This window comes from Alteromonas sp. Cnat2-8 (assembly GCF_022348355.1).
GTDB lineage: Bacteria > Pseudomonadota > Gammaproteobacteria > Enterobacterales > Alteromonadaceae > Alteromonas > Alteromonas macleodii.
This window is the reverse complement of the sequence record NZ_JAKREX010000001.1, coordinates 948900-973001: the sequence shown is the minus strand read 5'-3', so window position 1 is coordinate 973001 and position 24102 is coordinate 948900. Positions and strand designations below refer to the sequence as shown.

Below are 24102 nucleotides of genomic sequence, written 5' to 3'. Positions count from 1 at the left end.
TTGGGTTTTAGCTATCTATTTGATTATACAGGGATTGTTAAAGTTGGTTCGCTGCTTGCTATAAAGTGTGCGACAGCGTAACAACAGTAAAATCCAAATAAATATGCACCTTTTAAAAAGGGCACTGCGTTGCGCGTTTTCCAGGGAGAGACCTCCTGCCGGTGGGCAGGAGGTTTTCTTACTTTTGCACTTCTACTTTTTCATCTTTTCGTTCTGGTTCAATCAAGCTAATCACACGCCATCCTGCTTTAGGCTGAATACTGTTACCGTTGATAAAAGTATAGCTCTTACCTTCAGCGTTGATCGCAATGAGAGGTGTAGCGCGCTCACCATACTGTTTAATGTACTGCTCGTAAGTAAACTCTTCAGATAAACGGGTGGTTTTCACCATTGAGTCACGGGCAATGGCCGATGCTAAATACCCATAAGTAACGCCTTCATCGAACAGAGTAAGTTTTTTCGCGTATTGTTCGCTAACTTGGTGACTTGGTCGCGTAGATTGTTCGTTATTTGTCAGCGCCCATACTTTGTCTTTGCCCATCGTGTATTCAAAGTGATAAGCAATAAGTGGGTTAAGCTGTTTATAAGGCGACATAATCAGCACGGTACCGAATGTATTCAGATCAAGATGTCGCGCTGCATGGTCAGACATTGGGTTGCCAAAATATACTGGGATATCCTTCATACGCGCTTCTCTTATTGCGTCCCAGTTAGTATCTGCAATGGTAACGTCTAGCTTTTGATTTATCATTTCCGTCGCTAAGGCGCGGTTGAATTTACTGCCACCGAAAATCAGATAGCCAGTTGGCGCAGGCGCTCTCACCTTAAGTAGCGACGCAACAGTGCGTGAAGTAAGGCTCTGTACTACCACTGTTGCAATAATCACCATAAAGACAATAGGAACGATAATACCCGCGCCTTCATAGCCAATTTCTTCAAGCTTTAAAGAGAAAAGGGCTGATACCGCCGCTGCAACAATACCGCGAGGTGCAATCCAGCTTAGCAAGGCTAATTCGTTTAACTTGAGTCCGGTACCAACGGAGGATGCCAATACGGACAAAGGCCGAGCCACAAACATAATGGCGGCAAGCACTACAACGGAGCCCCAACCTACATCCACTACCGATTGTAAGTTCAAACGCGTTGCAAGCAGAATAAATAAGCCTGAAATAAGTAAAACACTGAGGGTTTCTTTAAATTCAAGAATGTCTTCTACGTCTACGTCCTTCATATTAGCCAGTACCATACCAGATATGGTAACGGCCAAAAGGCCAGACTCGTGCGCAACATAATTAGACGCTGCAAACACACCCAGAATAACGGTTAACACTGCGGTGTTAAGCAAATAGTGCGGTATCCAGTCTTTGCGAATAGACAGGCCAAGCAGATAGCCAGAAGCGAGACCAAGTACGGAGCCAATTCCAATGGTTTTGCCAAACGCTATCAGCGTATGGGTAATGGCGGTTTCTTGCGATGCAACGATAAATTCGAAAACCAGTACGGCGAGCAGAGCGCCGATAGGGTCTATGACAATCCCTTCCCAGCGTAAGATATTGGCCAAATTCGTTTTCGGTCGCACGGTTCTGAGCATGGGCACTATAACCGTGGGGCCTGTTACGGTAACAATGGCTCCGAATAGGAAGGATAGCTGCCAAGTAAGATCAAGGCTGTAGTGCGCTGCAGTGGCTGCGACAAGCCAGGTTACAACCACGCCCACAGAGCAAAGGTTGCGAACCATGTTCCCGTGACCCGCGATGTCGCTGAACTTCAGCGTCAGTGACCCTTCAAAAAGAATAATGGCAACAGAGAGAGAAACGACAGGAAACAGCAAATCACCGAATAAGTCGTCCGCGTTGAGCACGCCAAAAACAGGGCCAACCACAATACCGACAATTAATAACGGTAAAATAGCAGGGAGCCTAACCTTATAGGCTAAGTATTGGCAGGTAATTGACAGCAATCCAACTGCAACGAGTGAAAGAAGCGGGTCTGACAAAGTGAGTCCTTAACGTGTTGATATTATTCCATGGTATATCAGCCTAAACATTTGTCATACAGAGACTTTAGGCCAACCTATGTTTATAGCGATATACGCTTGGGCTAAAAGTTTAGACCAATAGACCTTATTTAGCGCACTAAAATGCATGTTAGAGAGTGGGTAGGTTTGATATTATTCGTCACTTATCGTTCTTTTCGGAGCCTTTCATTGAACACTCACTTTAAATTCGCGGCTTTATCAGCATCGCTTGTACTAGCATCGGCATGCGCAGTTCAATATCCCATCCCTTCTGCACAGTTAAAAATAGAAAATATCGTTGAGTTGCCGGAAGAACTTTCAGAAACATCGGGTCTATTTTGCGAAACGGACGGCATGTATTCACTAAATGACTCAGGTAATGCTCCCGTCATTTATCGTATAAATTACCAAGGTGAAATTATTGAACGAACGCGCTTACCGCTCACCAATAAAGACTGGGAAGCAATAACCGCTGACGCTTCATCGTTTTACATTGCGGATGTGGGAAACAATAAAGGCAAAAGAGAGCAGGTCGAAATACATAAAGTAAACCGCTCAAATGTGAATGACATTACCTCTATTACGTTGAAATACGAGGGTAATGACGCTTCGAATAACATTCCTTATGCTCATGATTTCGACTCAGAGGCGATGGTTAAGCATGGCGATGACCTGCTTCTTTTTTCTAAAAGTTGGAAAACTGGTATAACCCATATCTATAAAGTGAACGAAGACGAAGCTGAGCAAACCATTAGTACGTTTGCGTCCATTGATGGACTGCCGGGCGTGGTAACTGGGGTAGACTTCGATCAGCACCAAAATAGGTTTGTTATCACCGGCTACAAATCAGATCCATTTGGAAACTTTGCTACTTTCATGGCTCAAGTATCAAGCGACTTTGCCCTTCTTGATGTATGGCCGCTTGAGCAATATAAACAAGTTGAAGGCATATGCGTGGATAATAGCGGCACATATTGGTTCAGCGAAGAAGCTACGGAAGGTCGCAAAGCATCATTGTCTAGCGCCAGAGTAATGCCATAACAAGTAGCGCCGTAACGAGCAACGCCATAAAAAAGGCGAGCTGATTGAAGTCTGGCAGCCAATCCCCCAAGCTTATTCACGGTTGTGAATAAGCGCTCTTTCACTGTCAGCAGCTGTTCTTTTAAAGTTATCTTTTAGTCGATGTTAGTAAAATGGCTAATACCCAACTGCCTACTTTCCTGTCTATACTGAAATTGTGATCGAATAAGTTGTAGCCAACCACAATTTGAGAGGCAGCGAAAAATGAGGCGATTGAACCAGTCCTTTTTAGCAATGTGTATTTGCCCATGTTTTTTATTGGCGGGTGCAGCAAATGCTTCCGTAGTTGAAAAAGCACAGGAATGGCTCAACAAATACTCAAGCAATGACGATACGTTTTCCCTAACTCTCACTAAAAATAAAATTAAGTTCAAAGGCTGCAAACAAAAGCAGTATCAACTTGCATTTAGCCAAAAACTGGCGCCAATGTTTAACGTTGAAGCTATTGTCCATTACAACAAAGGGTTGCTTGACAACGGTGTTATGTCTCAGCGTGTCAGAAGCCACGAATTTGAAGTGGTTAGCTGGTGGGATAGAGGTGATTATCGGTTGGGGTTAAGCCATAAAGTACGCCCCCGTCATGAGATGAGCATTCCGGTTGCCGATACAATTCGTCTGCCTACCAGTACATCAGCAGGCCTTTATGTAGAAATCCCGTTCAAGGAAGACAAGCACCTTCTTACTGTTGGAGCTATGAGAGAATCGTGGGAAAGTGAAGGAGCATCAATGCAATTGCCATGGCGCTCCAGCCGTGACAATCAAGTAAAAGTAGAATACGCCATCACTTTCTAAATGATGGCGCATAAGGTTGTATTATCTCACCGCTTTGCCATTCATAAGACATAAGTAAACTTAAAGTTTAAATCTGCTCACTTCAGACGAGAGTTCTTGCGCAAGTTCATCGAGCTTGTCACTCACGCTAACCAATATCTTAGTCGCATTCAGGGTTTCTTCACTTGATGCACTAATGTCATTAATGTTTCGACTGATATCTTCAACCACAGTAGCTTGCTCTTCCGTAGCCGTTGCTACTTGCGTGTTCACATCATTAATGTGAGCAATCTCTTCGGCGATATCTTGAAGCAATTTGTCTATTTCATTGGTTGCGGTTACCACATCGATTGTGCGTACTCGACTTGACTCCATTTGCGAAACGGCAGATTTAGAGTCTTGCTGGAACTTATCGATCTTCACCTGTATTTCATCAGTCGCTTGAGCGGCACGTTGTGCAAGTGTTCGCACCTCATCAGCAACGACTGAGAAGCCTCGGCCGTGATCGCCAGCCCGAGCTGCTTCTATAGCAGCATTTAGCGCAAGTAAATTGGTTTGCTCTGAAATACCTCGAATTGTATCGAGGATACCGCCAATGGCTGCGGTGTGTTCATCTAGCGATTGAATAACCCGAGACACATCTTGAATTTGACCCGAAAGACCGTTTATCGCGTGTACTGCACGTTGGGTAATTTCTCGACCGTGAGCGGAGTTAGTGGTTGCCATATTCGCATTTTGCGCAGCATGGGTAGCTGACTGGGCTACTTCATTTACCGTACTGCCCATTTCTGTTAGCGCGGCTGCCGCCTGTAAGGTTTGATCGCGCTGGCTCTTGGTTGAGTTTTCTGTTTGATGAGACTGCTTCGCAACATCTTGTGCTGACGCCTTTAGTGCGTGACTTGTTTTCGCCACTTGCGAAATGGTGCCGTGAAGGTGATCAATAAAGTTATTGAACCCTTCCACTAATCGGGCAATTTCCTTTTGTTCTGGCATAGGAATACGAGAGCGTAAGTCGCCTTGTCCTCTGCCAAGCTGCTGGAAAACATCGGCCAGTGATTCAAGTGGCTTGGTAAGCGTGCCTGCTAGCCAAATACCAATAAGTGCGAAAGCGCCTGCTATCACCAAAGCCCAAATAATAATCTGGCGGCTGCCTGCATTTAGCGATGCGTAGAGCTCATGCTCAGGTACTTGTGCAACCACATACCAACCGGCTTTTTCCACATAGGTACTGGCAAACAGTTGCGTGTCACCTGCCGCGTTGCTGGTGGCCATAGCAAAGCTCTGACGATTGAGTAGTTGCCCTGATGTGCTTGAATCGCTTATGGACGCTAACTTAGCCTTTCCTAATAACTCGGTATTGGGATGCGCGATAATGGTGCCGTTTCCGTCAACAAGAAAGACAAAGCCGGTTTGCGCAATTTTCACCGCATTGATGATATCTAGCAGCTCATCGACCGATTTAGCGACACCCGACATACCTCTGCCGTTTACTTGCTGGTAATTCGCAAAAAGTCGGTAACCTTGACCCGGTTCGTTGTATAGGCTTAGTGAAATTGGTTCGCCGCTATTTTTGTAAGCGAAAAACCACCCATCAAATTCATCGTTTTGTAGCACCCGCAAGAAACCATCTTGGTTCCAATATTTGTAGGTGGTTCTGTCTACAAATGAAGCTACCGTTAAATCGTTAAATTCAACGATATTACTTAAATAGCTAAGGAGACGGCGTTCGCCAGCGCTATCTGCGCCTGCCGACGACCAGGCAAGAATGTCGGGGTTAGAAGCAATGCCGTGAGCAACGGTAAGCATTACACTTGCTTCCCTGTCCACTCGGTTACCAACTTGTTTAAGTAATGAAGGAAGCTGAAGTTCTTCCATGTTCTCTTTAACGAGATCACGGGCAATCCATTGGCTAATAGAACCTACAAGAATAGCAGCAGCGAGCACCGCCACAATAAGAGAAATAATGAGTTTTTGTTTTATACTGAAAGTCATGACTTTCGACCACGTAAGTTAATGCTGAAATTTATGATCAAGGGTGACGTGGCATTGCAGGCACAGCAACGTCTGATACTGAGTCCTAGGCGGGTCAGTACTACTCTCTGATTCTTACGCTAGTGCTATTGTTATTTTTAAAGCGCAGACAAGTTATCGACCTTTTCCCTGCAAAGTTTATACTTTTTGCTAGGGAAAGAGATTGTGAAGCATAATTGACCAATAGGTCAATAGAAAGATGAGGCTTTACAAAAACGTCAGTTACAAAAAAGCCCTCTGCTTTACGAAGAAAACAAGAGGGCCAATGGCGTACTGAAGCTAAATATTTAATTAGCCACAGCTAGGGCCTGTTGCTCTTTGATGTACAGCGAAAAACAACAGGTCCTAGGAAGGGTAAGGACGTTAACTTACTCTTTGCTTTCCTTAGGAATAGGGAAACCACGGTCACGCATCAATGCGTCTACCTTGGCGTCACGACCACGGAACTTGCGATATGCTTCAGCTGGATCCATTGCGTTACGTACGGCGAATAGATATTTCACTAAGCGATCGCCTACTTCTTTATCGTAGAAACCACCCGGTGCTTCCATAAAGGCTTCTGCTGCGTCAGCAGTAAGAACCTCTGCCCACATGTAGCCGTAATAGGCCGCAGCATAACCTTCACCCGAGAACACGTGACCGAAGTGAGGTGAACGGTGACGCATAACGATTTCTTCTGGCATACCAAGCTTCTTAAGCTCTTCACGCTCAAAAGTATCAGGGTCAATCTTGCTAGGATCGGTAGTATGATACTTCAGATCCATAATGGCAGAAGCCATGTACTCAGTGGTTTTGAAGCCTTCATTGAAGGTTGAGGCCTTCTTAATCTTCTCAACTAGTTCTGCTGGAATTGGCTCGCCTGTTTCATGGTGAACCAGATAGTTGTTGATTACCTCATCGGTGGTCAACCAGCGCTCTAATAACTGAGACTGGAACTCAGTGTAATCGCGTACGCCAGAATGCGAAGACGGGTATTCTACGTCAGACGCTAAGAAGTGAAGAGCATGACCAAATTCATGGAAGTAGGTTTCAGCATCATCCCACGAAATAAGTGTAGCTTCGCCATCAGCACCTTTCACGAAGTTCGAATTGTTTGAAGACAATACGGTCTTCTTGCCATCGAACGTGGTGTAAGAGCGATACGTCGTTGCCCAAGCACCAGAGCGTTTACCTTGGCGTGAGAATGGGTCAAGGTACCAAAGACCGATATGCTCACCGCTGTCTTTGTCAGTTACTTCCCATACTTTCACGTCTTCGTGGAAAACGGGTACTTTGCCTTCTTCAACAGGTGTGAAGTTGAAGTTGAACAAGCGACCTGCAACGTAAAACATCGCTTCGCGCAGCTTATCAAGCTGTAAGTACTGCTTTACTTCGTTTGAATCTAGGTCGTACTTCGCTTGGCGCACTTTTTCTGCATAGAAGCGGTAGTCCCATGGCGCAATAGTGATGTCTGCACCTTCTTCATCGGCAATGGCCTGCATGTCGGCCACTTCTTCTTCAACGCGAGCAATAGCGGCAGGCCATACTTTCATCATCAGATCCATGGCGTTTTCTGGGTTCTTCGCCATACGATCTTCTAAACGCCACTGTGCGTAATTTTCGTAACCTAACAGCTCAACGCGCTCGTCTCGAAGAGTTAGGATGCGCTTGATAATGTCATTGTTATCAAACTCGTCGGCATTGTCACCGCGGTTGTAGTAAGTACGCCATACTTTTTCGCGAAGCTCTCGATTGGTTGAGTAGGTCAAGAACGGGTCCATAGACGAACGCGTATTGGTAATCGCATACTTACCTTCTTCGCCGCGAGACTCTGCTGCCGCTTTAGCTGCCTTTACAAACGAAGCGGGTAGGCCGTCAAGCTGGTCTTCAGTAATATAAGTAACGTAGTTTTCTTCGTCTGCTAGCACGTTGTTAGAAAACTTGGTGTGCAGCGTAGCAAGTTCTTGGTTAATTTCAGCATAGCGCTTTTTCGCTTCGCCATCTAACGTTGCACCGTTGCGCGCGAAGCTGTTGTAAGTCATCCACGTAATACGCTGTTCTTCTGGCGTGAGCGATTTCAGTTCATCAGACTCGTACACCGTTTTCACTCTTTCAAAGAGTTTTTCATTTTGCGTAATTTGAGTGAAGAAAGCTGACAGTTTTGGTGACATCTCGGCCTGAATTTCGCGGAATTCAGGGCTAGACTTGTTTGAGCTCCAAATGCCGTAATACGTGAATACGCGTCCAAGCTCTGCACCTGCGCGCTCCATTTCAACAATGACGTTTTCAAACGTTGGTGGCGCTTCGTTATTTGCGATGGCTTCGATCTCTTTAAGATTCAGTTCCATGGCTTTTTCTAGCGCAGGCTTCAAATCTTCCAAATTCATTTTATCGAAAGCAGGCACGCCACCGTACGGGCCTTTAAACTCTTGAAGCAGCACGTTATCAAACTGTGCTTGTTGAGATGTCGCTGTATTTTGTAGATCTGTGCTGGTGGTCTCAGGTGCTTTTTGTTCTGAACATGCACCGAGTGCAACCACAACCGCCATAGCGGTGAGTGATGATTTAAATTTACCCATGAGTTTTCCTGTCTGTTTTTATCTATACGTTTTATGACAAAAACCATCTTAAGATAATGTAAAAATAAGTTAAATGCTCTTTAACGTAATTCCTTGCAGCACAGCGGTTTGAAGAGAAATCGCGCTGATATGCAATTCGTCGAAATTGGTCAAATTTTGATTGGCTTTATGCTGGTTGGAAATTACACTGCGCGCGTTCTGAATAGCTGTCTTCCGCAGCTCGTAAACCACTGACTTTTTTACTGTGATCATCATGTTTGAATTACTTCTTCACGCGTTTCCCGTTGCATTCGCTTTGGCCTCCTTTTGGTCGAACACTGAACGTAAATTACTGCTACTGAATTTAGGGTTATGTATTGCTATTGGCTCACTTTTGGTTTTCGAGCAAGCGTGGGGAGGAGCCGTAGTAATTACGGTGGCGGGGCTGAGTACCAGTTATCGTTTAATAAAACAAAAACTTCTGTCTCCTGTGGCAACCTACATTACATTAATCTCTATGATGGTTATTGTGCTGACGGTGAATAACCTAACCGGTAAAACATCGTTAGTTGAAGCTATGCCGGTGTTAACTTTTATGGCATACCGGTTTGGTGAACTTCACTGTAAGGAAGCGGGTTTAAGGGTATGCATGATCATTGGCTCCATCAACTTCACTGCGTACGGAATAATTACGCAAACGTGGGGATTAGCCATTACTGAAGCCCTGTTTGCAGCCTCGAACCTGTGGTATTACATGAAGCTAAGACGTGCCATGCGTACCAGCCCTGTTTGAAGCATAAAATAGTTCATGTCAGACCGATAACTGCACTAACCTAATGACAAGAATGTGGACGTACTGAAACCGTTGCTTGTATTGAAACCATAGCCGCTTTGTGATTTATTGCGTCTTTAAAGGGAATCAAACTTTCACAGGGAAGACGATGCAACGCAAACCCATCGACAAGGCACTATTTCTTGGTGTTCCAGTGTTTCTACTGGCTCTTTTTATTTTAAATATCACTGCAGAAGGTGAAGTTAAACTCGCGGCTACCCTAGGTAGTGTTGGGCTATGTATAGGCTTTTTCTCTTATTTAAGAAGCAGGCGCTTCGGTAATAGATATCCCATTGAAAAATTGATAGAAAAAGATGGTGATTTTGTGGTGTTTCATTTTTTACAGGGACTTGATCGCCAGCCCCTCAGGGTGAACGCCAATACTATCTATGCGCTTAATTTTTCTCACCATTACCTTGGAGTCATTTTGGAAAGCGGCAACGGTAAAGGGTTTGACTTTCACTACCCTCATAAGGAAGCCGTAATAAAAGCGAGACTTCAAGAGGTTCTTGGTGATGATGGGTTTAACAACGTCAAAGTGAACGTGTAGATAGAGCAAAGGTAGTTTTAGATGGAAGCCCGAAAGTAATGTTTACTCGCGGGCTTTTTTAATTTATCACTGTAAAGACTTACGCAAACACCACGGTCTTATTTCTATGAATAATCACGCGGTCTTCTAAGTGGTAGCGCACGCCATGAGCTAATGCCGTTACTTCACAATCTTTACCCTTACGCACCATATCAGCTGCACTGTCGCTGTGACTAATACGCTTAACGCTTTGCTCAATAATAGGGCCTTCATCTAAATCTTTAGTTACGTAGTGACAGGTTGCGCCGATTAGCTTTACGCCGCGATCATAGGCTTGCTGGTAAGGCTTAGCACCTGCAAAGCTCGGCAAGAAGCTGTGGTGAATGTTTATGGCTTTACCTTGCAATTCTTGGCAAAGCGTATCAGGTAAAATCTGCATAAAGCGGGCAAGCACGGTCAAATCAATTTTGTATTCTTGAAGTAAGGTCATGATTTGCGCAAAAGCGGCTTCTTTCCCTAACGCTTTAAAGTCTACCCAATGGAAAGGGACTTTGTACCAGTCTGCAAACTGCTTCATTTGCGGGTGGTTGCCAATAATAACCGGAATATCACAGTGTAGTTCGCCTGTGTGCCAGCGGTGAAGCAGGTCAACTAAACAGTGAGACTCGAGGCTGGCAAGCAGAGCGACGCGCTGTTTTTTGCTGGAGTCGCTCAGCTTCCAGTTCATCTGATATTCGTTAGCAAGCGGGGTAAATTCTTTAACAAAGCTTTGATGATCTAACTTTAGCGAGTCGGTGCTAATTTCATGGCGCATGAAAAAGCGGCCGGTTTGTAAGTCAGTGTGATGGCTTGCTTCAACGATGGTAGCGTTATGGTCGGCCAAAAATTGCGACACGCTGGCAACGAGCCCAATTTGGTCTGGGCAGTCTATTACTAATCTAAATGTTTGTTGCATTTGGGCAGTTTGAATAAAAAAACAGGCTTTCTTTTTACCTGTGCCGCCATGCGTTGTAAAGGCGACGCGGTACTTTAAACCAGCTTAAATTGCTATAACTCATAATCACACGAGGTCTTAAGCTGAAAAGGTGCGAGTCAAATGGACATCAGTTTACCCAAGTCAGCACTGTATTGCGTTTGCCTTTATTCGTCTGTTATCCCTCGGCGCAGCTTTTCTCTCACCGACATATTGTGTTTTAACGGCCAAGACTGGCGGATAGGGTAGACTACCCCTTGCGGTGTAGAGACAGACTCAAAAAGGTGAAATGCCGAAACGTGAACGTCTACATTGGGGCTGTAAAGGGGAAGAGGCAAGCTCGACGTAGCCTTTCTGACAAGTGTAACGTGAGGCTTATATTCTCTGCTTTCTACCTCTATTGCCGCCTTGCGGGCTGCTTTTCGCGACAATTTGGCGAGTTCACCTAGCGCCTTTGGCGCATCTGTCGGCGAAGCGAAGAGTATCTTAGGACCGTTCCATAATCCCGTCGCATCGAGGGTTAGAGAAAAGGGTTCGCTCACAAGCTGATCGAGTTCATACACCAACGCTTCGTGCTGCCGATGATTTATCTCACCTAAAAAGCTAAGCGTTATGTGGAAGTTCGCCGCCGGCACTGCGTACGGTTGCGCGGGTCCTTGGCTATTGGTGTGCTCGTAGCGCGCATTGGTAGACTTTCGAGAACGGGTATACTCGCTTTTTACCCATTGACGGGGCATAACTTCAGGCAATGCCTGTTGGCGCCAGCTATCTAGAGCAAGTTTTTCTGTGGCGCTAAGATCTAAACCAATAAAGCTTCGCATAGCTTTCCTCCTTCCAATTTGCCCTTTAGCTTGTACATCACGTTAATGTCCATATAAACCTAAGTTTATCATGGCGCTACCTGCGATTTCCAAAACAAGACGCAAGTATTGAGCTATTTGCCAAATCTAAAAAAATAGCAGTGAGGTTCGGGTGCATTGCTCAAATCAGGTACACTATACACATCAACTTATAACACCTTTATGCCCTTTATGTTACAGCCGTTTTCTCACTTACCCGCTTATGAACTCGTTACGCCGCTTGAAGAAGCTGTAGCCGATAGCAACGTCATCATAGGGGCTCCTCCGGGCGCGGGAAAGTCCACCGTACTTCCTTTGTCACTGCTGAAATCATCGCTTAAAGGAAAAATATTACTTATGCAGCCACGGCGCGTGGTGGTGAGAAACCTTGCGGACTACTTAGCTAGGCAATTAAATGAAAATGTGGGCGAAACGGTTGGCTATCGCATTAAAGGGGAGTCGAAAACATCGTCTGCCACTCGGCTTGAGATCATAACCGAAGGGGTGCTGACTCGCATGATTCAGCAAGACCCTGAGCTTGATGGAGTAGCCGCTATCGTCTTCGATGAATTTCATGAACGCAGTATTCACAGTGACTTCGGTTTGGCACTAGCGCTTGAAGTACAGTCTGGGCTTCGCGATGACTTACGATTAGTTGTAATGTCGGCTACCTTGGATGTAGCACCCCTTCAAATGTTGCTCAATGCGCATAGCGTGCCGCCAGTGGTAAACTTGAATACGCAAGGGCGCATGTTTCCCGTTGACATCCGCTACACACAAGATGTGCAGGCGCATGAGTTAGTACCCAAAACCTGCAATATCATAAAGCAGGCCGTAGGCGAACACGACGGTGATATTTTGGTTTTCCTTCCTGGGCGAGGAAGCATCAATGCTGTTGCCAAAGAAATAAAAGGGTTAGCTGAGAGTGCGGACATGGCCGTTCACATGCTCTATGGAGCGTTAAGTAAATCTGTGCAACAAGCCGCTATTACGCCAGACCCGCAAGGCAGACGAAAAGTCATATTATCTACCAATATTGCTGAAACGAGTCTTACCATTGAAGGCGTGACGGTGGTTATTGATAGCCTATGGGAAAACAGTGCTCAGTATCATCCGTCCAGTGACATAACTGCGCTTACCCAGCAGCGCATTTCGCAAGCATCCGCCATTCAAAGAGCGGGGCGCGCGGGGCGTGTAATGGCCGGAACCTGCTATCGTTTGTGTAGCAAAAGCAGCTTCGAGCGTTTGGCCAAATACAATGCGGCGCAAATTGAAAAGGAAGACTTAAGTAGCTTTTTGCTTGATACCTTAGCCTGGGGCAGTAGCCCAGATACCTTGGCACTATTGACTAAACCCACACAGGCGCAGCAGCAGATTGCACAGCAAAAACTTCAGCGCGTTAATGCTATCTCACAATCCAGCATTACTCCCTATGGAAGAATGCTGGCCCAGTTACCCTGTCAGCCCCATTTAGCCCATTTATTGTTGACCGCTAAACAAGGCATTGAGGGGCTTAGCCCACCTGAAAACGAAGCGCTTCGCTACGCCGCACCTTTTGTTGTGGCTCTTAGCGAGAGTAATATCAGTGTAGGTGGCGCAACAAATGTCATGGATGCGCTGCTCCACGCCAATAGCAACACGCGCAGTCAGCTTACACAGCAAGCTACCCGTTATGCGCGCTACGTGCAAAATAATGATGGAAAAGCACAACGCTTTAAGCCTGATATTAACGAACTAGACGAGCAAGCCCTTGGGCTTTGTATCGCTATCGCATTTCCTTTGCAGGTGGGCTATAGGCGCAGTGCGTCAGATAAATCGGCAGAGAGCTCGAATACAACAAATGGTAAGCCTAAGACCGGTATAGTCGAATACAAACTGGCAAGTGGCAAAGGTGCAGAGCTCACTGCTGCTGGTAGTGCGTCCATTTTTAATGAGAGCGAAAATGGCGATGGACCATGGCTGGCAGTGCTCGACGGGCAGCTGATAAAAAGCACGGTGGCAATACGCTTGGCACAGTCAGTGCCTGAAAGCTGGTTGCGTTTAGCCTTTCCTGACGCGTTCAAAGAAAAGCGCAGCGTTATTCTTAACAGCGATACTGGGGTAATGGAAGCCAGAGTAAGTACGGGCTTTTATGAGATAACGTTAAATAGCACACCGGTTTCTGGACAGGAAAAAAGTCGTGAAAAAGCATTCTGGGATGATGCGTTATGCAACTCATGGTTCGCCTATCTTGATGCACTTCCTCTATCAAGCTGGCCGCTTTCTGACGCAGACTGGCAATGGTGGCGAAGAGTGGCAATGGCAGGAAAGCTCAATTTACCACAAGAAAAAGCCTTCGATGAGCCCGACCCCTGGCCGTTGTCATTAAGCGCCCTGGTGCACCAGGCTAAAGACAGTTTAGCGCCTGTCTTAAAAAACTGTAAAAGCATAAAAAATCTCAAGCAGTTACCGTGGAAAACAGCCTTGAATAATGGTTTGTCTTGGCCTCAGCAAGATGCGTTAGCCACGCTCTTGCCAACTCACGTGACTATTCCAACGGGCAGAGAGGCTAGCCTGGATTATCGCGATAATGGAGATGTGGTGCTGTCGGTCAAAATGCCAGAGTTATATTCTCAAGGCACGCCATTAACGATAGCTGGTGGGCGAATTACCGTTGTATGTGAGCTGCTGTCGCCAGCAGGTAGGCCATTACAAACCACCAGTGATTTAGCCGCCTTTTGGCATGACAGTTATAAGGAAATACAAAAAGAAATGAAGGGGCGCTATCCAAAGCACTTTTGGCCAGATGACCCCGCAAATGCATCGCCGACCAGCAAAACAAAAAAGCATATGTAGCGCGCTGATACGGCTACACGAACCATCGTTTTCAGGTGATTTTTGTTTATTTTAAACAAGAGTAGTATCTATACGCCATTTTCCTATATGCCAGTTTCGTACACAGTATGTTTTTTACGACAGTGGTCGTGCGCTGAAACTTGCGCTAAGTTGGAGTATGAAACCTCACTCTTATTTACAGGTTAAACTACGCAATGAAACTATCTTGTATTGCCACTGCTGCTTTTTTATTTGCTACTTCAATTAACGTTCAAGCTCACGATTTTTGGCTAGAACCCACAGCATATCGTTCTCAAGAACCGAATTCGCTGGCATTGCAGTTTAAAGTGGGTCATAAGGAAGATACCTCTCATTGGAACCTTGCATGGGATAGAATAGTCGCGTTGCGCACCTACTCTTTTGACGGTGTAACTGATATGGCTGCTAGTGTTGTACCTAAAACCTCAATGCTGCCGGGCATGGCAAAAACAACCAAGCTCCCATCCGGTACTCACGTCATAGGGTTTGAAAGCTATCACGCCACAAGCACATTAAAAGCGAAGAAGTTTAATCAGTATGCAAAAGAAGAAGGCTTAACTGAGGTATTGGCGCACCGCGAGGCAAGGGGACAAAACGATATCGCCGGCAAAGAGCTGTACTCTAGAAAGGCGAAAACCATTGTGCAAGTTGGCGATGCGGTAACGAACAACGTATTAAAACCCATTGGCCACACATTGGAAATAGTGCCTCTTGAACATCCTTACAAGCTTGCAGGAAACACGCTATCTGTTCAGGTATTATTTAAAGGTAAGCCTTTGAGTAACGCGCTTATTGATGCGTATTCCTTGGTTGATCACAGCGCTAAAGAGCAAGCGGTTAAAACGGATAGTGAGGGCAAGGCGACATTTAAATTTGACGTCGAAGGACCTGTAATTCTGAATACAGTTTGGGGAGTCCCACTTACAAATAGCTCGGCTGCAGATTTCGAAACCTATTTTTCAAGCCTAACGTTTGAGTACTTTCAGTAACCAACAAAGTGAGTGGTTTACACCTTGAAGGCCACTGAAAATACCAAACAGTGAATGCGCGCCAGAAATGGCGCAGCATATATCAAATTTAAGAAGTCGTCGTTTCAAGGTCGATATTAAGTGCAGCCATCACTTCAAGGCCTGGGAAACCATCTGCAATCATGTTGTTACTAATTTGGTAATTGCGAATGCCTTCGCGGGTGGCGGGGCCAATAATGCCGTCAGGCTTACCCACATCAAAGCCCAAATCATTCAGCTTGCTTTGAAGGGCAATAATATCTTTGCGATTGTACGCAGGTAGATCAGGTAACGTGGCTTTAATGCCAGACGCGCCAGCGATGCGGTCGGCCAATACACCCACGGCAATGGCATAAAACTCTGAGTTGTTCCAGCGCATAATAACGCGGAAGTTTTTGTAGGCGATAAAGGCAGGGCCGTTGTGACCAGCTGGCACAATAACATAGGCGGTAGTATCGCCTTCGCCCAATTCAGAACCATCAGCTTTTTTCACGCCTTGGGCGTGCCATTCACTGAGAGATTTTCTATTTTTATAGCCTGACTCTTGATAGTCAAAGTTCTCCGGCAGTTGCACTTCACGACCCCAGCGGAAGCTGCGCTCCCAACCCAAGTTGGCAAGAAAGTTTGCCGCAGAAGACAACGCATCTTCTTCACTTGCCCACAAGTTTATTTGTCCGTCGCCATCGCCATCAATAGCGTAGTGGGTATAGGCCGAAGGCATAAATTGGGTGTGCCCCATGGCACCGGCCCACGAGCCAATCATGTCTTCTTTTTGCAGCTTCTCTCGCTCCATCAATTTCACAGCAACAAGAAACTCTTGGGTGAAGTAGGTGCTTCGTCGTTTATCACAAGCCAAAGTGGCAAGCGAATCGAGTACCGGCATTTTGCCTTTATAAGAGCCAAAGTTTGTTTCTAGTCCCCAAAAAGCGAGCAGATAATGAGGAGGCACGCCGTATTTTTCACTTAGCTTATGCAAAAGTTTGTCGTGCTTTGCATACATCTCTTTACCTTTTTCGGTACGCCAGTCGGTAACGCGCTTGCTGAAGTACCCTGGAAAGGTTTGTACAAATTCTGGTTGGCTTCGGTCTAGCTCAATCACACGATCTTGGTGAACAAGACGAGGAAACACATCATCGATAGTCTGCTGGCTAACCCCTTCCTGCTTGGCTTTATCAGCAAGCGCAGCGGTGCAGCTAGCGAATTGTTCATTGGCTAGCGCTGAATTCATTGTCGCACCCGCGAGAAGCAGCGCCATAGACGTGCGAAGTGACGGTCGAAGAAATGAGGCGTAAGACTTGGCCCCTTTAGGCGAACAAGTAGAGAAAAAAGAAGACTTAAATGAAGCTAAGCGCATAGTACGGTTCCTGTGTTACTTGCCAGCATGCTATCGCATTGTGACCGTGAAACGCGAGTAAAATTCATTTTAGTCCTTCAACATATTAGCGCCATGGGACGTTTCAGAAGTATACAAATTCGGAGTGTGCATATTTGGAAACAGTTGTTGAGAGGCGGCCCGAATGGTAATGTTGATACTATTAAAACTAACGTTTTAAAGGCGTTCGTTAAATCCATATCGCAATATGTGCGATGTCATCCTCAATGATCTTCATGGCGTTTTCACGTGGCAAAAAGACAGACAAAAGACAATCCATCTTCAAAAAGTAAAGCATCAAGCAATGGCAAAGGCTCGGCCAAGCGCTCGTGGTTTTTCAAACTGTTTTGGCGAGTCACTCTTATTGGTTTGGTTGTGCTTGGGGCGTATGCCTTCTACCTTGACGCCCAAATTAAGCATGCGTTCTCTGGAAATAAATGGGAAGTTCCCGCGCAGATCTTCGCCCGTCCGTTGGAAATCAGCAAAGGTGAAGAGATAACGCCCCAAGAAGTCATTGATGAGCTCAATTTGCTGGGCTACCGCAAGGTAACCTTCGCCGACAGCAGCGGTGAATATAGCTATCAAAATAAGGTGCTGACTGTGCAGCGTCGTGCGTTTCAGTTTCCAGAAGGCGCAGAGCCTCTGCGTCATTTAGTGATAACGTGGGAAGGTGCACGTATTGGGGAAATTTATGACAAGTCGCAAGGCCGCCCGTATGGTTCTGCAAAGCTAGAACCTTGGTTAGTAACGCGCATGACTAGCGGGTCTCAAGAAGACCGTATGCTGGTAACGTTAGACACCATTCCTGAAATGTTGCCAAAAGCGCTAACCCTGGTGGAAGACCGCAATTTTTATAATCACCATGGCGTTGCGCCGCTTTCAATATTGCGGGCTCTAATGGCAAACATTGCAGCCGGACGAACGGTTCAAGGCGGGAGTACGCTAACGCAGCAGCTGGTTAAAAACATGTTTTTAACCCGTGAGCGTTCCATTGTGCGTAAGGCAAAAGAAGCCATTATGGCGGTAATCATTGATGCCCGTTACAGCAAATCCGAAATTATTGAAGCGTACTTAAACGAAGTGTTTTTGGGGCAAAATGGCGATATGGCCGTACATGGTTTTGGGCTTGCCAGCTATTTCTATTTTGACCGACCAGCTAACGAGCTCAGTACGCCCGAAATAGCCACGTTGGTTGCTATTATTAAAGGCCCATCTTATTACAACCCACGCAAATATGCTGAGCGCACGAAAGAGCGTCGTGATTTAGTGTTGCGCATGCTGTTTGATGAAAATGAAATTAGTCGTCAAGACTACGAACGTTTTGTGAATATGCCGTTAGGGCTCGCCAGTGGAGCTAGCTTAGCAAGCGGTAAACACCCTGCTTTCATGGAGCAGGTTCGTCGGGAACTCAATGAAATTCTGGCTGAGCCTAGCTTAAGAGATTCGGGCGTAAAAGTGTTTACAACACTTGATATCGTAGCCCAACGACGTGCTGAAAGCGCATTGTCGGGTACGCTAGACGGTTTGCAAAAAGACAGGAAAGTGCCATTACAGGGCGCAATGGTAGTCACAGATAGTGCAAGTGGTGAAGTACGCGCTATCGTTGGCGGAAAAGACTTTGCGTTCAAAGGCTTTAACCGAGCACTAGACGCAAAACGCCCAATAGGCTCGTTGATTAAACCTGCGGTTTACTTAACCGCACTAGAAGATCCAACACAATTTAACTTGGCAACTCCGCTTAAAGACGAGCCCATTACCCTTGAAAGTCGAAATGGAAAAACGTGGTCGCCGCAAAACTACGATAAAGAGTTCAGAGGCCAGGTGCCTTTACTTCAAGGGCTAGTCGAGTCTTTAAATATACCTACGGTTAATTTAGGCATGCAGATAGGGCTTGATGCGCTAGCCGATACGATAGAGCGATTAGGGGTAACCACCCCCGTAGATAAAGTACCGTCGTTGACCCTTGGTGCTTTTGAATTGACACCATTTAGTACAAACCAAATGTATCAGACCCTATCAAATGATGGGCGTTACATACCTCTTCATACGGTGACTTCTGTAGTAACAGCAGATAATGCGCTGCTTTGGAAAAAGGCGGAGTTTTTTGCTCAGCGCACCGATGAAGCAGCAACCTATTTGCTCAACTATGCCTTGTATAAAGTAACCACCGAAGGTACTGCGAAGCGCATCGGTTGGAATTTTGGGAATGTGAATATGGCTGGCAAAACGGGCACCACAGACGATTACCGCGATAGCTGGTTTAGTGGCTTCGATAGAAACAATGTGGTTACGGTTTGGGTAGGCAATGATGACAACCAACCGGTTAATTTGACCGGTGCAGGAGGGGCCTTGCCCGTCTTTATAAACTACATGAAATCTCAGTCACCCAAGTCATTATCAAGGCGTTTCCCAAAAGGCTTAGGCATTGCACATTTTGACGCCAAGACCGGCGCGGTTGTGGTTGCAGGATGTGCTGGGAGTTTAAGCGTACCGGCTATTTTGGATGTGCTTCCTCCACCTCAACAAGATTGTTCAGGCCGTCCTGTAGACAAAGACAGCGACAAGGATGATAAAAGCTGGTGGGAACGGATATTCGGATAAAAAAACTCCAGTAAGAAGATAGAAAACACAATCACTTGGCTGGGATACAGTCCGTGCTTTCTATCTCCCTCTGGAGTAAAAGGCCCAGGGAAGGCAAATCTTTTAGCGGTAGTCGGTTAGGTTCCTATTTGTTTTTATTGCGTTTTCAGTGACCTTTCTGAAGGAATAGGCGCGCTGTTGAAAACACCAGCGCACTGACTCCAAACGCAATAACCGGTCCGAGTACCACCATAAATAGGGTTGCGGCGGTTAACATGTGCATTCTCCTTATGCGTCGTTATCGTCTGAGCTGATAGGCTCAATCGGCGTAATAGTGATGTCAGCAACCAATGCATTTGCTTCTTCTACTTCTGGCTCAAACGTATGGCTTGCAGTTAACACGTCATAAGTCACGCCTAGGTCCAAGTTCTGCTTTACGTCATGCATGGCGCTTTCAACGATGAAATCTGTATGCGAAACAATGTTGTTCTGAGTGTCGTCAGCGAACGCTGATGCGCCCAATACGCTAGTTGCTAAAGTTAGTGCAGTGAAAGTTTTGCGACCGATAAACATAGTAATCTCCAAAAATTAAGTTAGACACTGCACTTGAACATACTGCGTGGCAGCTATCATGTTGCTAAAGGTTTCGATAATAAGTCGTTATCAATTAACAATTAGTTTATAGCGAGGGATGTGCCAACTCGTAAAAATAAGGTAAGCATATGAATTTAATGAATTTTAACTTTTAGTAAAAAATAAAGGTGGAATTGAGGAATTAAATAAATACTAAAATTTAGCGAATTTAATGTAGAGGTGGTCAAAATGACTAACGCAAATTTTTTAACACTTGCGCAGCGACACTGGTGACCATGAGAAAGGTCAGAAATAGGGGCGCAGGTCTATAAAGAAGAGCGGCGCCGCCAATGTATAAAAGAGTGAATAGGTCTAGGACGCTTTACTTCTAAATTGTGAAACCATTGTCACTACTAGCGCAATGATCACACCAGCAGCAATACCAACAACACCATCAGCAAGTATAGACATAACCAGCGATGCGTTAGGGATAAGTGCGGTAAACCAGTCGGTAATAACGTGCAAAAAGCCAATGCTGTGGGTGAGGATGCCACCACCGACTAAAAACATAGCAACAGTGCCTACAACCGCAAGGGTTTTCATTAATGCGGGGGCGGCAACTAATAACGCTCTGCCAATAAATCGTTGAAGGGTGTTCATTGAACCTGTTAACGACTTGCGAAGCATGTAAAGCCCAACGTCGTCCATTTTAACTAGTGCCGCTACCAGCCCATAAACGCCAAGGGTAATCGCTAAGCTTAGTGCTACTAGTACACCAATTTGCGTAGTAAGTGTTGCATCGGTCACTGTGCCTAATGCAATTACAATAATTTCAGCAGACAGTATAAAGTCAGTGCGTATAGCGCCTTTAATTTTATCTTTCTCAAACGCTACCATATCCACATCTTCGTGGGTAAGCGCTTCTATTCTGGCTTCTCGTGTTTTTTCTTCATCTTCGTGGGGAAGATATTTGTGCAGCAGTTTTTCTGCACCTTCAAAACATAAATATAACCCGCCCAGTACCAAAAGGACGGTTATAAGAGAGGGCACAAAAGCACTGATGGCTAATGCCGCAGGAACCAATATTGCTTTATTAATAAGTGAGCCTTTTGCTACTGCCCATACAACAGGTAGCTCTCGGTCTGCTTTAACGCCTTGGACCTGGTCGGCGTTTACCGCTAAATCGTCGCCCAAAACGCCCGCTGTTTTTTGCGCAGCGACTTTCGACATGGTTGCGATGTCGTCCATTAACGTTGCTATATCATCAAGTAGGGCAAGTAAGTTAGCTGCGGCCACGTCGAATATCCTTTGTTATGTATTACAGTTAGAGTAATCCCCAGTAAATAGCAGCTTAGCGTACTTAAAACATGGGTGATATACAATTAGGAATAATGCCGATAAATCACAATTCGTTTTAGGCAATTTTCAAGGCTATCACCAACAGAAAAGGCGAACTCAGAGGAAGTGTGAGTTGAGAAGAGCACGCTCGTGCTCTTCTCATGTTGAAGTTAATTACCCCAAATGTTGTTTACCAGTTCTGGATGATCAACAAAAGGGTTTCGATTGTTCTGGAAATTGAAGGCAGCGTCATTCCTATCGATTTCCTTTTGGCTTACAGGGTCTTGAGAATGCCAGCTTAAAAGCAGAGTTAAGAACCAGCTTTCAAATACTTGATCACTCGTACCATTCAACACTGCGTCGCCATAGGTGCTATTCGTTTCCCAATTTGCAATGACGTTTTCATAACGTGTCGCCATGTAGAAATACGCTCTAGCGAAGTCACCTTTGAACTCGTCGATGGGCTCAAAAACGGTGCCTGTATAACCAGAAGCAGAAGAGCCCGCGCCCAGTTTGGAACCATTCGATGACGTATAAGTAGCACTTGCGACATCACCGTACGGATAGCTACTTCGGCGACCGTTAACGTAGCCGTCGGTTGCAAAAACGTGATGAACATCAGTATTCATAGGCGAGACTGCACCGCCAAACCAGCTGCGCGGGAAGGCGTGTTCGCGGTTATAGCAACTGCCTTCTCCACTATAGCTGCCACACTGGTCAGAACCAGCCGTGTAGCTGTAAGCGTCACTACCATTTGGGTTTTCTGAATACATGTCCAAAATGGAGCCGTCATTTTCATAGTAGCTGTCGCTTGTGTATGAAATATAGAATGTCCAAAGGTCGCCATAGCTTTGTGTATTATGATTTTTGATAATGTTGTAAAGCTCGGTTTTTAACGTATAGCCTGACAGACCGTTGGCACTTGCATAGTAACCAGTGAGTTCTGATGAACCACCACCACTGCCACCGCCACTCGTTGTGCCAACGCTAAAGCTGGTGCTTTCACTCGCGCCGAAAGAGCCGCCATTAGCTACAGACACGCCCTCTATTAGCAAGTTATAGCTGCCAGAGCCATAGGAGCAGCAGATTCCATCGCCATAGGCATCACTAATGGTAAAGGTATATTCTCCATCAGTAAGGCAAACCGCTTCAGTATAACTTTGGTTGCTAGCGTAGCTGCTGCCAGAGGCTTCAACTTGGTTGTTTGCGTTAGTTATTTGCCAACTGGTTTCACTGCCGTAATTGTCGGTAGTTAAGTTCAGTACGCCTGAATGGCTAGCACACGCGCTTCCACCGCCGTTATTGCCACCTGACCCAAGCGTAGTCGGCTCGAATGCGTCTACATAGACGGTTTCTGACCCATCAAAGCCCGTCTGATCATAAAAGCGTAACCCCACCTCAATCTCTTTTGACGCTGTAGCGGAATAAGAGAAAGTAAGCTGTTGCCAGTTTCCAGTTAATGAGTTGTCAGAATAACCTTGATAACCGTCTACATATAGGCGTGCTTTTACAGCACCTTCAGTGTGATATAGCCTCACTGAAAATTCATAATTTTGACCGGCGGTTACATTGATTGTCTGACGGAAGTCAGTTGAACCTTGCGTTGTCGTATTGACGGTAACTGCAGCAGACTTGCTTCCCGAGAATGAGTAGACAGAGTTTTCAGCTACACTAATGCCGGAGTCGATAGTTGACCATGAATTAGGTGCGCCAGACGTCCATGTTTCAAAGTCTCCATTGGAGACCTGACCCATGGCGATAGCGGGTAACAACGCACCTGCCAAGCCGACTATTTGACGTAAGTTTATATTCATTTATTTTCCGTTATTGTCTTTATTTTAAATGTATATTTGTTCCTTAAATGTAGTGTTCGACGCCTTCCTAGGCGTATCAAATATTGCACGTATTTGTGACAAAATGAATAAAAGTGCTTAATCTAACGGCAGAGAGTACTGAGTTAACGGCAAGGAAATAGATGCAAATAAACGGTGAGTTAGGCAAAAGATCAGTACTACCTATTATGGACTGTTGGGAGCAATAAAATGACTGACAGCCCAATTCCATCGCTATCCGTACGCTCATATACGAAGCAAACGTGCCGCCATAAACACAACTACTTTCAGTTAGTGCTGCCCATCAACGGACATATCTTGATAGAAATCGATAATTTTAGCGGGCGAGTCGGCGTAGGCGAAGGCGTATGCATAGCGCCGAATGAGGTCCATTATTTTAGTGCTAACGAACTGTCAAAATTTATTGTGGCGGACTTGGAGTATGTGCCAGTTAATTTAAATGACAGGTTACACCCAATATTTCAGGTAACGTCAGCATTACAGGCGTTTTTATCGTTTGTAGAGATTCAAATTAGCCAGTTTGCTGACCAAGGCCATGAAGAAATACTGGCGCTATTTTTAACCTTGCTAGAAACATCCTTGAAAGGATGCAGCATGGATAAGCGAATGACTCCTGTATTAAGCCATATTCATCGCGACCTTGCCCGAGGCTTTACACAGGTGGAGTTAGCACGGATAGCCTGCATGGGAACAACGCAATTCAAAACACGCTTTAAAGAAGCCACCGGGCATAGTTTACGAGATTACCTTGTAAAAGTGAGGATGGAAAAGGCCAAAGCACTACTTAGAAATACCGATACACCAATGTTGGGTATAGCTCAGCTAACAGGGTATGAAGATGTTGCAGCATTCAGTCGCCGGTTCAAAGCGTATTTCGGGCAACCCCCTAAGTTTTTCAAAAGAAAATAACTATCCTG

The 24102-nt window shown here is 45.6% G+C and carries 18 protein-coding genes; 8 read left to right on the top strand and 10 right to left on the bottom strand.

The genetic code is table 11. The annotated features are described in order from the left end of the window. Positions 1-178 precede the first annotated feature (178 nt). Positions 179-1996, bottom strand: coding sequence for a sodium:proton antiporter (locus tag MHN00_RS04180; protein WP_239300361.1), 1818 nt, complete (start codon positions 1994-1996; stop codon positions 179-181). A 210-nt stretch (positions 1997-2206) separates the two neighbouring features. On the opposite strand from MHN00_RS04180, the gene MHN00_RS04175 reads away from it, so the two are divergent. Both MHN00_RS04175 and MHN00_RS04170 read left to right on the top strand, forming a co-directional pair. Next, positions 2207-3058, top strand: coding sequence for a hypothetical protein (locus MHN00_RS04175; protein ID WP_239300359.1), 852 nt, complete (start codon positions 2207-2209; stop codon positions 3056-3058). A gap of 243 nt (positions 3059-3301) precedes the next feature. Next, the gene (locus MHN00_RS04170; RefSeq protein WP_239300357.1) at positions 3302-3889 is read left to right on the top strand and encodes a hypothetical protein; all 588 of its coding nucleotides are present in this window, start codon (positions 3302-3304) and stop codon (positions 3887-3889) included. Between the two features lie 60 nt (positions 3890-3949). On the opposite strand, the gene MHN00_RS04165 is transcribed toward MHN00_RS04170, so the two are convergent. The 3 genes from MHN00_RS04165 to MHN00_RS04155 all read right to left on the bottom strand — a co-directional run bounded on the left by MHN00_RS04165 (position 3950) and on the right by MHN00_RS04155 (position 8712). Further along, the gene (locus tag MHN00_RS04165; RefSeq protein WP_239300355.1) at positions 3950-5860 is read right to left on the bottom strand and encodes a methyl-accepting chemotaxis protein; all 1911 of its coding nucleotides are present in this window, start codon (positions 5858-5860) and stop codon (positions 3950-3952) included. 407 nt (positions 5861-6267) lie between these two features. Beyond that, positions 6268-8457 carry a M3 family metallopeptidase gene (locus tag MHN00_RS04160; RefSeq protein WP_239300353.1) on the bottom strand — a complete coding sequence of 730 codons (2190 nt, stop codon included), beginning with the start codon at positions 8455-8457 and terminating at the stop codon, positions 6268-6270. A gap of 69 nt (positions 8458-8526) precedes the next feature. Next, positions 8527-8712 (bottom strand): hypothetical protein, encoded by a 186-nt coding sequence (locus MHN00_RS04155; RefSeq protein WP_014975451.1) that lies wholly within the window; start codon positions 8710-8712, stop codon positions 8527-8529. On the opposite strand from MHN00_RS04155, the gene MHN00_RS04150 reads away from it, so the two are divergent. Both MHN00_RS04150 and MHN00_RS04145 read left to right on the top strand, forming a co-directional pair. After that, the gene (locus tag MHN00_RS04150; protein WP_014947990.1) at positions 8711-9229 is read left to right on the top strand and encodes a YgjV family protein; all 519 of its coding nucleotides are present in this window, start codon (positions 8711-8713) and stop codon (positions 9227-9229) included. The two genes, MHN00_RS04155 and MHN00_RS04150, sit on opposite strands and share 2 nt — an antisense overlap. Before the next feature lie 148 nt (positions 9230-9377). Then, on the top strand, positions 9378-9818 hold the full coding sequence (locus MHN00_RS04145; RefSeq protein ID WP_168532954.1) for a hypothetical protein: 441 nt from the start codon (positions 9378-9380) through the stop codon (positions 9816-9818). Positions 9819-9897: 79 nt separating this feature from the next. Here MHN00_RS04145 and purU read toward each other — a convergent pair whose 3' ends face one another. Together purU and thpR are read right to left on the bottom strand one after the other, a co-directional pair. Next, a complete protein-coding gene (purU, locus tag MHN00_RS04140; protein ID WP_239300351.1) occupies positions 9898-10752 on the bottom strand; it encodes a formyltetrahydrofolate deformylase in 855 nt (284 codons plus the stop codon). Between the two features lie 185 nt (positions 10753-10937). Continuing rightward, positions 10938-11591, bottom strand: a complete 654-nt coding sequence (gene thpR / locus MHN00_RS04135) for an RNA 2',3'-cyclic phosphodiesterase (protein ID WP_239300349.1) — start codon at positions 11589-11591, stop codon at positions 10938-10940. 156 nt (positions 11592-11747) lie between these two features. On the opposite strand from thpR, the gene hrpB reads away from it, so the two are divergent. Both hrpB and MHN00_RS04125 read left to right on the top strand, forming a co-directional pair. Further along, complete coding sequence (gene hrpB / locus MHN00_RS04130) at positions 11748-14444, top strand: ATP-dependent helicase HrpB (protein WP_343213206.1); 2697 nt, start codon at positions 11748-11750, stop codon at positions 14442-14444. Between the two features lie 194 nt (positions 14445-14638). Further along, positions 14639-15451, top strand: coding sequence for a DUF4198 domain-containing protein (locus MHN00_RS04125; protein ID WP_039225118.1), 813 nt, complete (start codon positions 14639-14641; stop codon positions 15449-15451). Positions 15452-15539: 88 nt separating this feature from the next. On the opposite strand, the gene MHN00_RS04120 is transcribed toward MHN00_RS04125, so the two are convergent. Next, positions 15540-16823 carry a lytic murein transglycosylase gene (locus MHN00_RS04120; protein ID WP_239300345.1) on the bottom strand — a complete coding sequence of 428 codons (1284 nt, stop codon included), beginning with the start codon at positions 16821-16823 and terminating at the stop codon, positions 15540-15542. Between the two features lie 267 nt (positions 16824-17090). On the opposite strand from MHN00_RS04120, the gene mrcB reads away from it, so the two are divergent. Continuing rightward, entirely contained in the window at positions 17091-19442 is a 2352-nt protein-coding gene (mrcB, locus tag MHN00_RS04115; RefSeq protein WP_014975459.1) for a penicillin-binding protein 1B, read from the top strand. 267 nt (positions 19443-19709) lie between these two features. Here the strand turns inward: mrcB and MHN00_RS04110 are convergent, their stop codons facing one another. The 3 genes from MHN00_RS04110 to MHN00_RS04100 all read right to left on the bottom strand — a co-directional run bounded on the left by MHN00_RS04110 (position 19710) and on the right by MHN00_RS04100 (position 23146). Beyond that, positions 19710-19994, bottom strand: a complete 285-nt coding sequence (locus MHN00_RS04110) for a hypothetical protein (RefSeq protein WP_014975460.1) — start codon at positions 19992-19994, stop codon at positions 19710-19712. A 372-nt stretch (positions 19995-20366) separates the two neighbouring features. Further along, positions 20367-21290: a DUF808 domain-containing protein gene (locus MHN00_RS04105; protein ID WP_239300343.1), complete on the bottom strand. Its 924-nt coding sequence runs from the start codon at positions 21288-21290 to the stop codon at positions 20367-20369. 212 nt (positions 21291-21502) lie between these two features. Continuing rightward, positions 21503-23146, bottom strand: coding sequence for an endonuclease (locus MHN00_RS04100; RefSeq protein ID WP_069943606.1), 1644 nt, complete (start codon positions 23144-23146; stop codon positions 21503-21505). A 228-nt stretch (positions 23147-23374) separates the two neighbouring features. Between MHN00_RS04100 and MHN00_RS04095 the strand changes: the two genes are divergently transcribed. Further along, positions 23375-24094 (top strand): AraC family transcriptional regulator, encoded by a 720-nt coding sequence (locus MHN00_RS04095; protein ID WP_239239535.1) that lies wholly within the window; start codon positions 23375-23377, stop codon positions 24092-24094. Positions 24095-24102 lie beyond the last annotated feature (8 nt).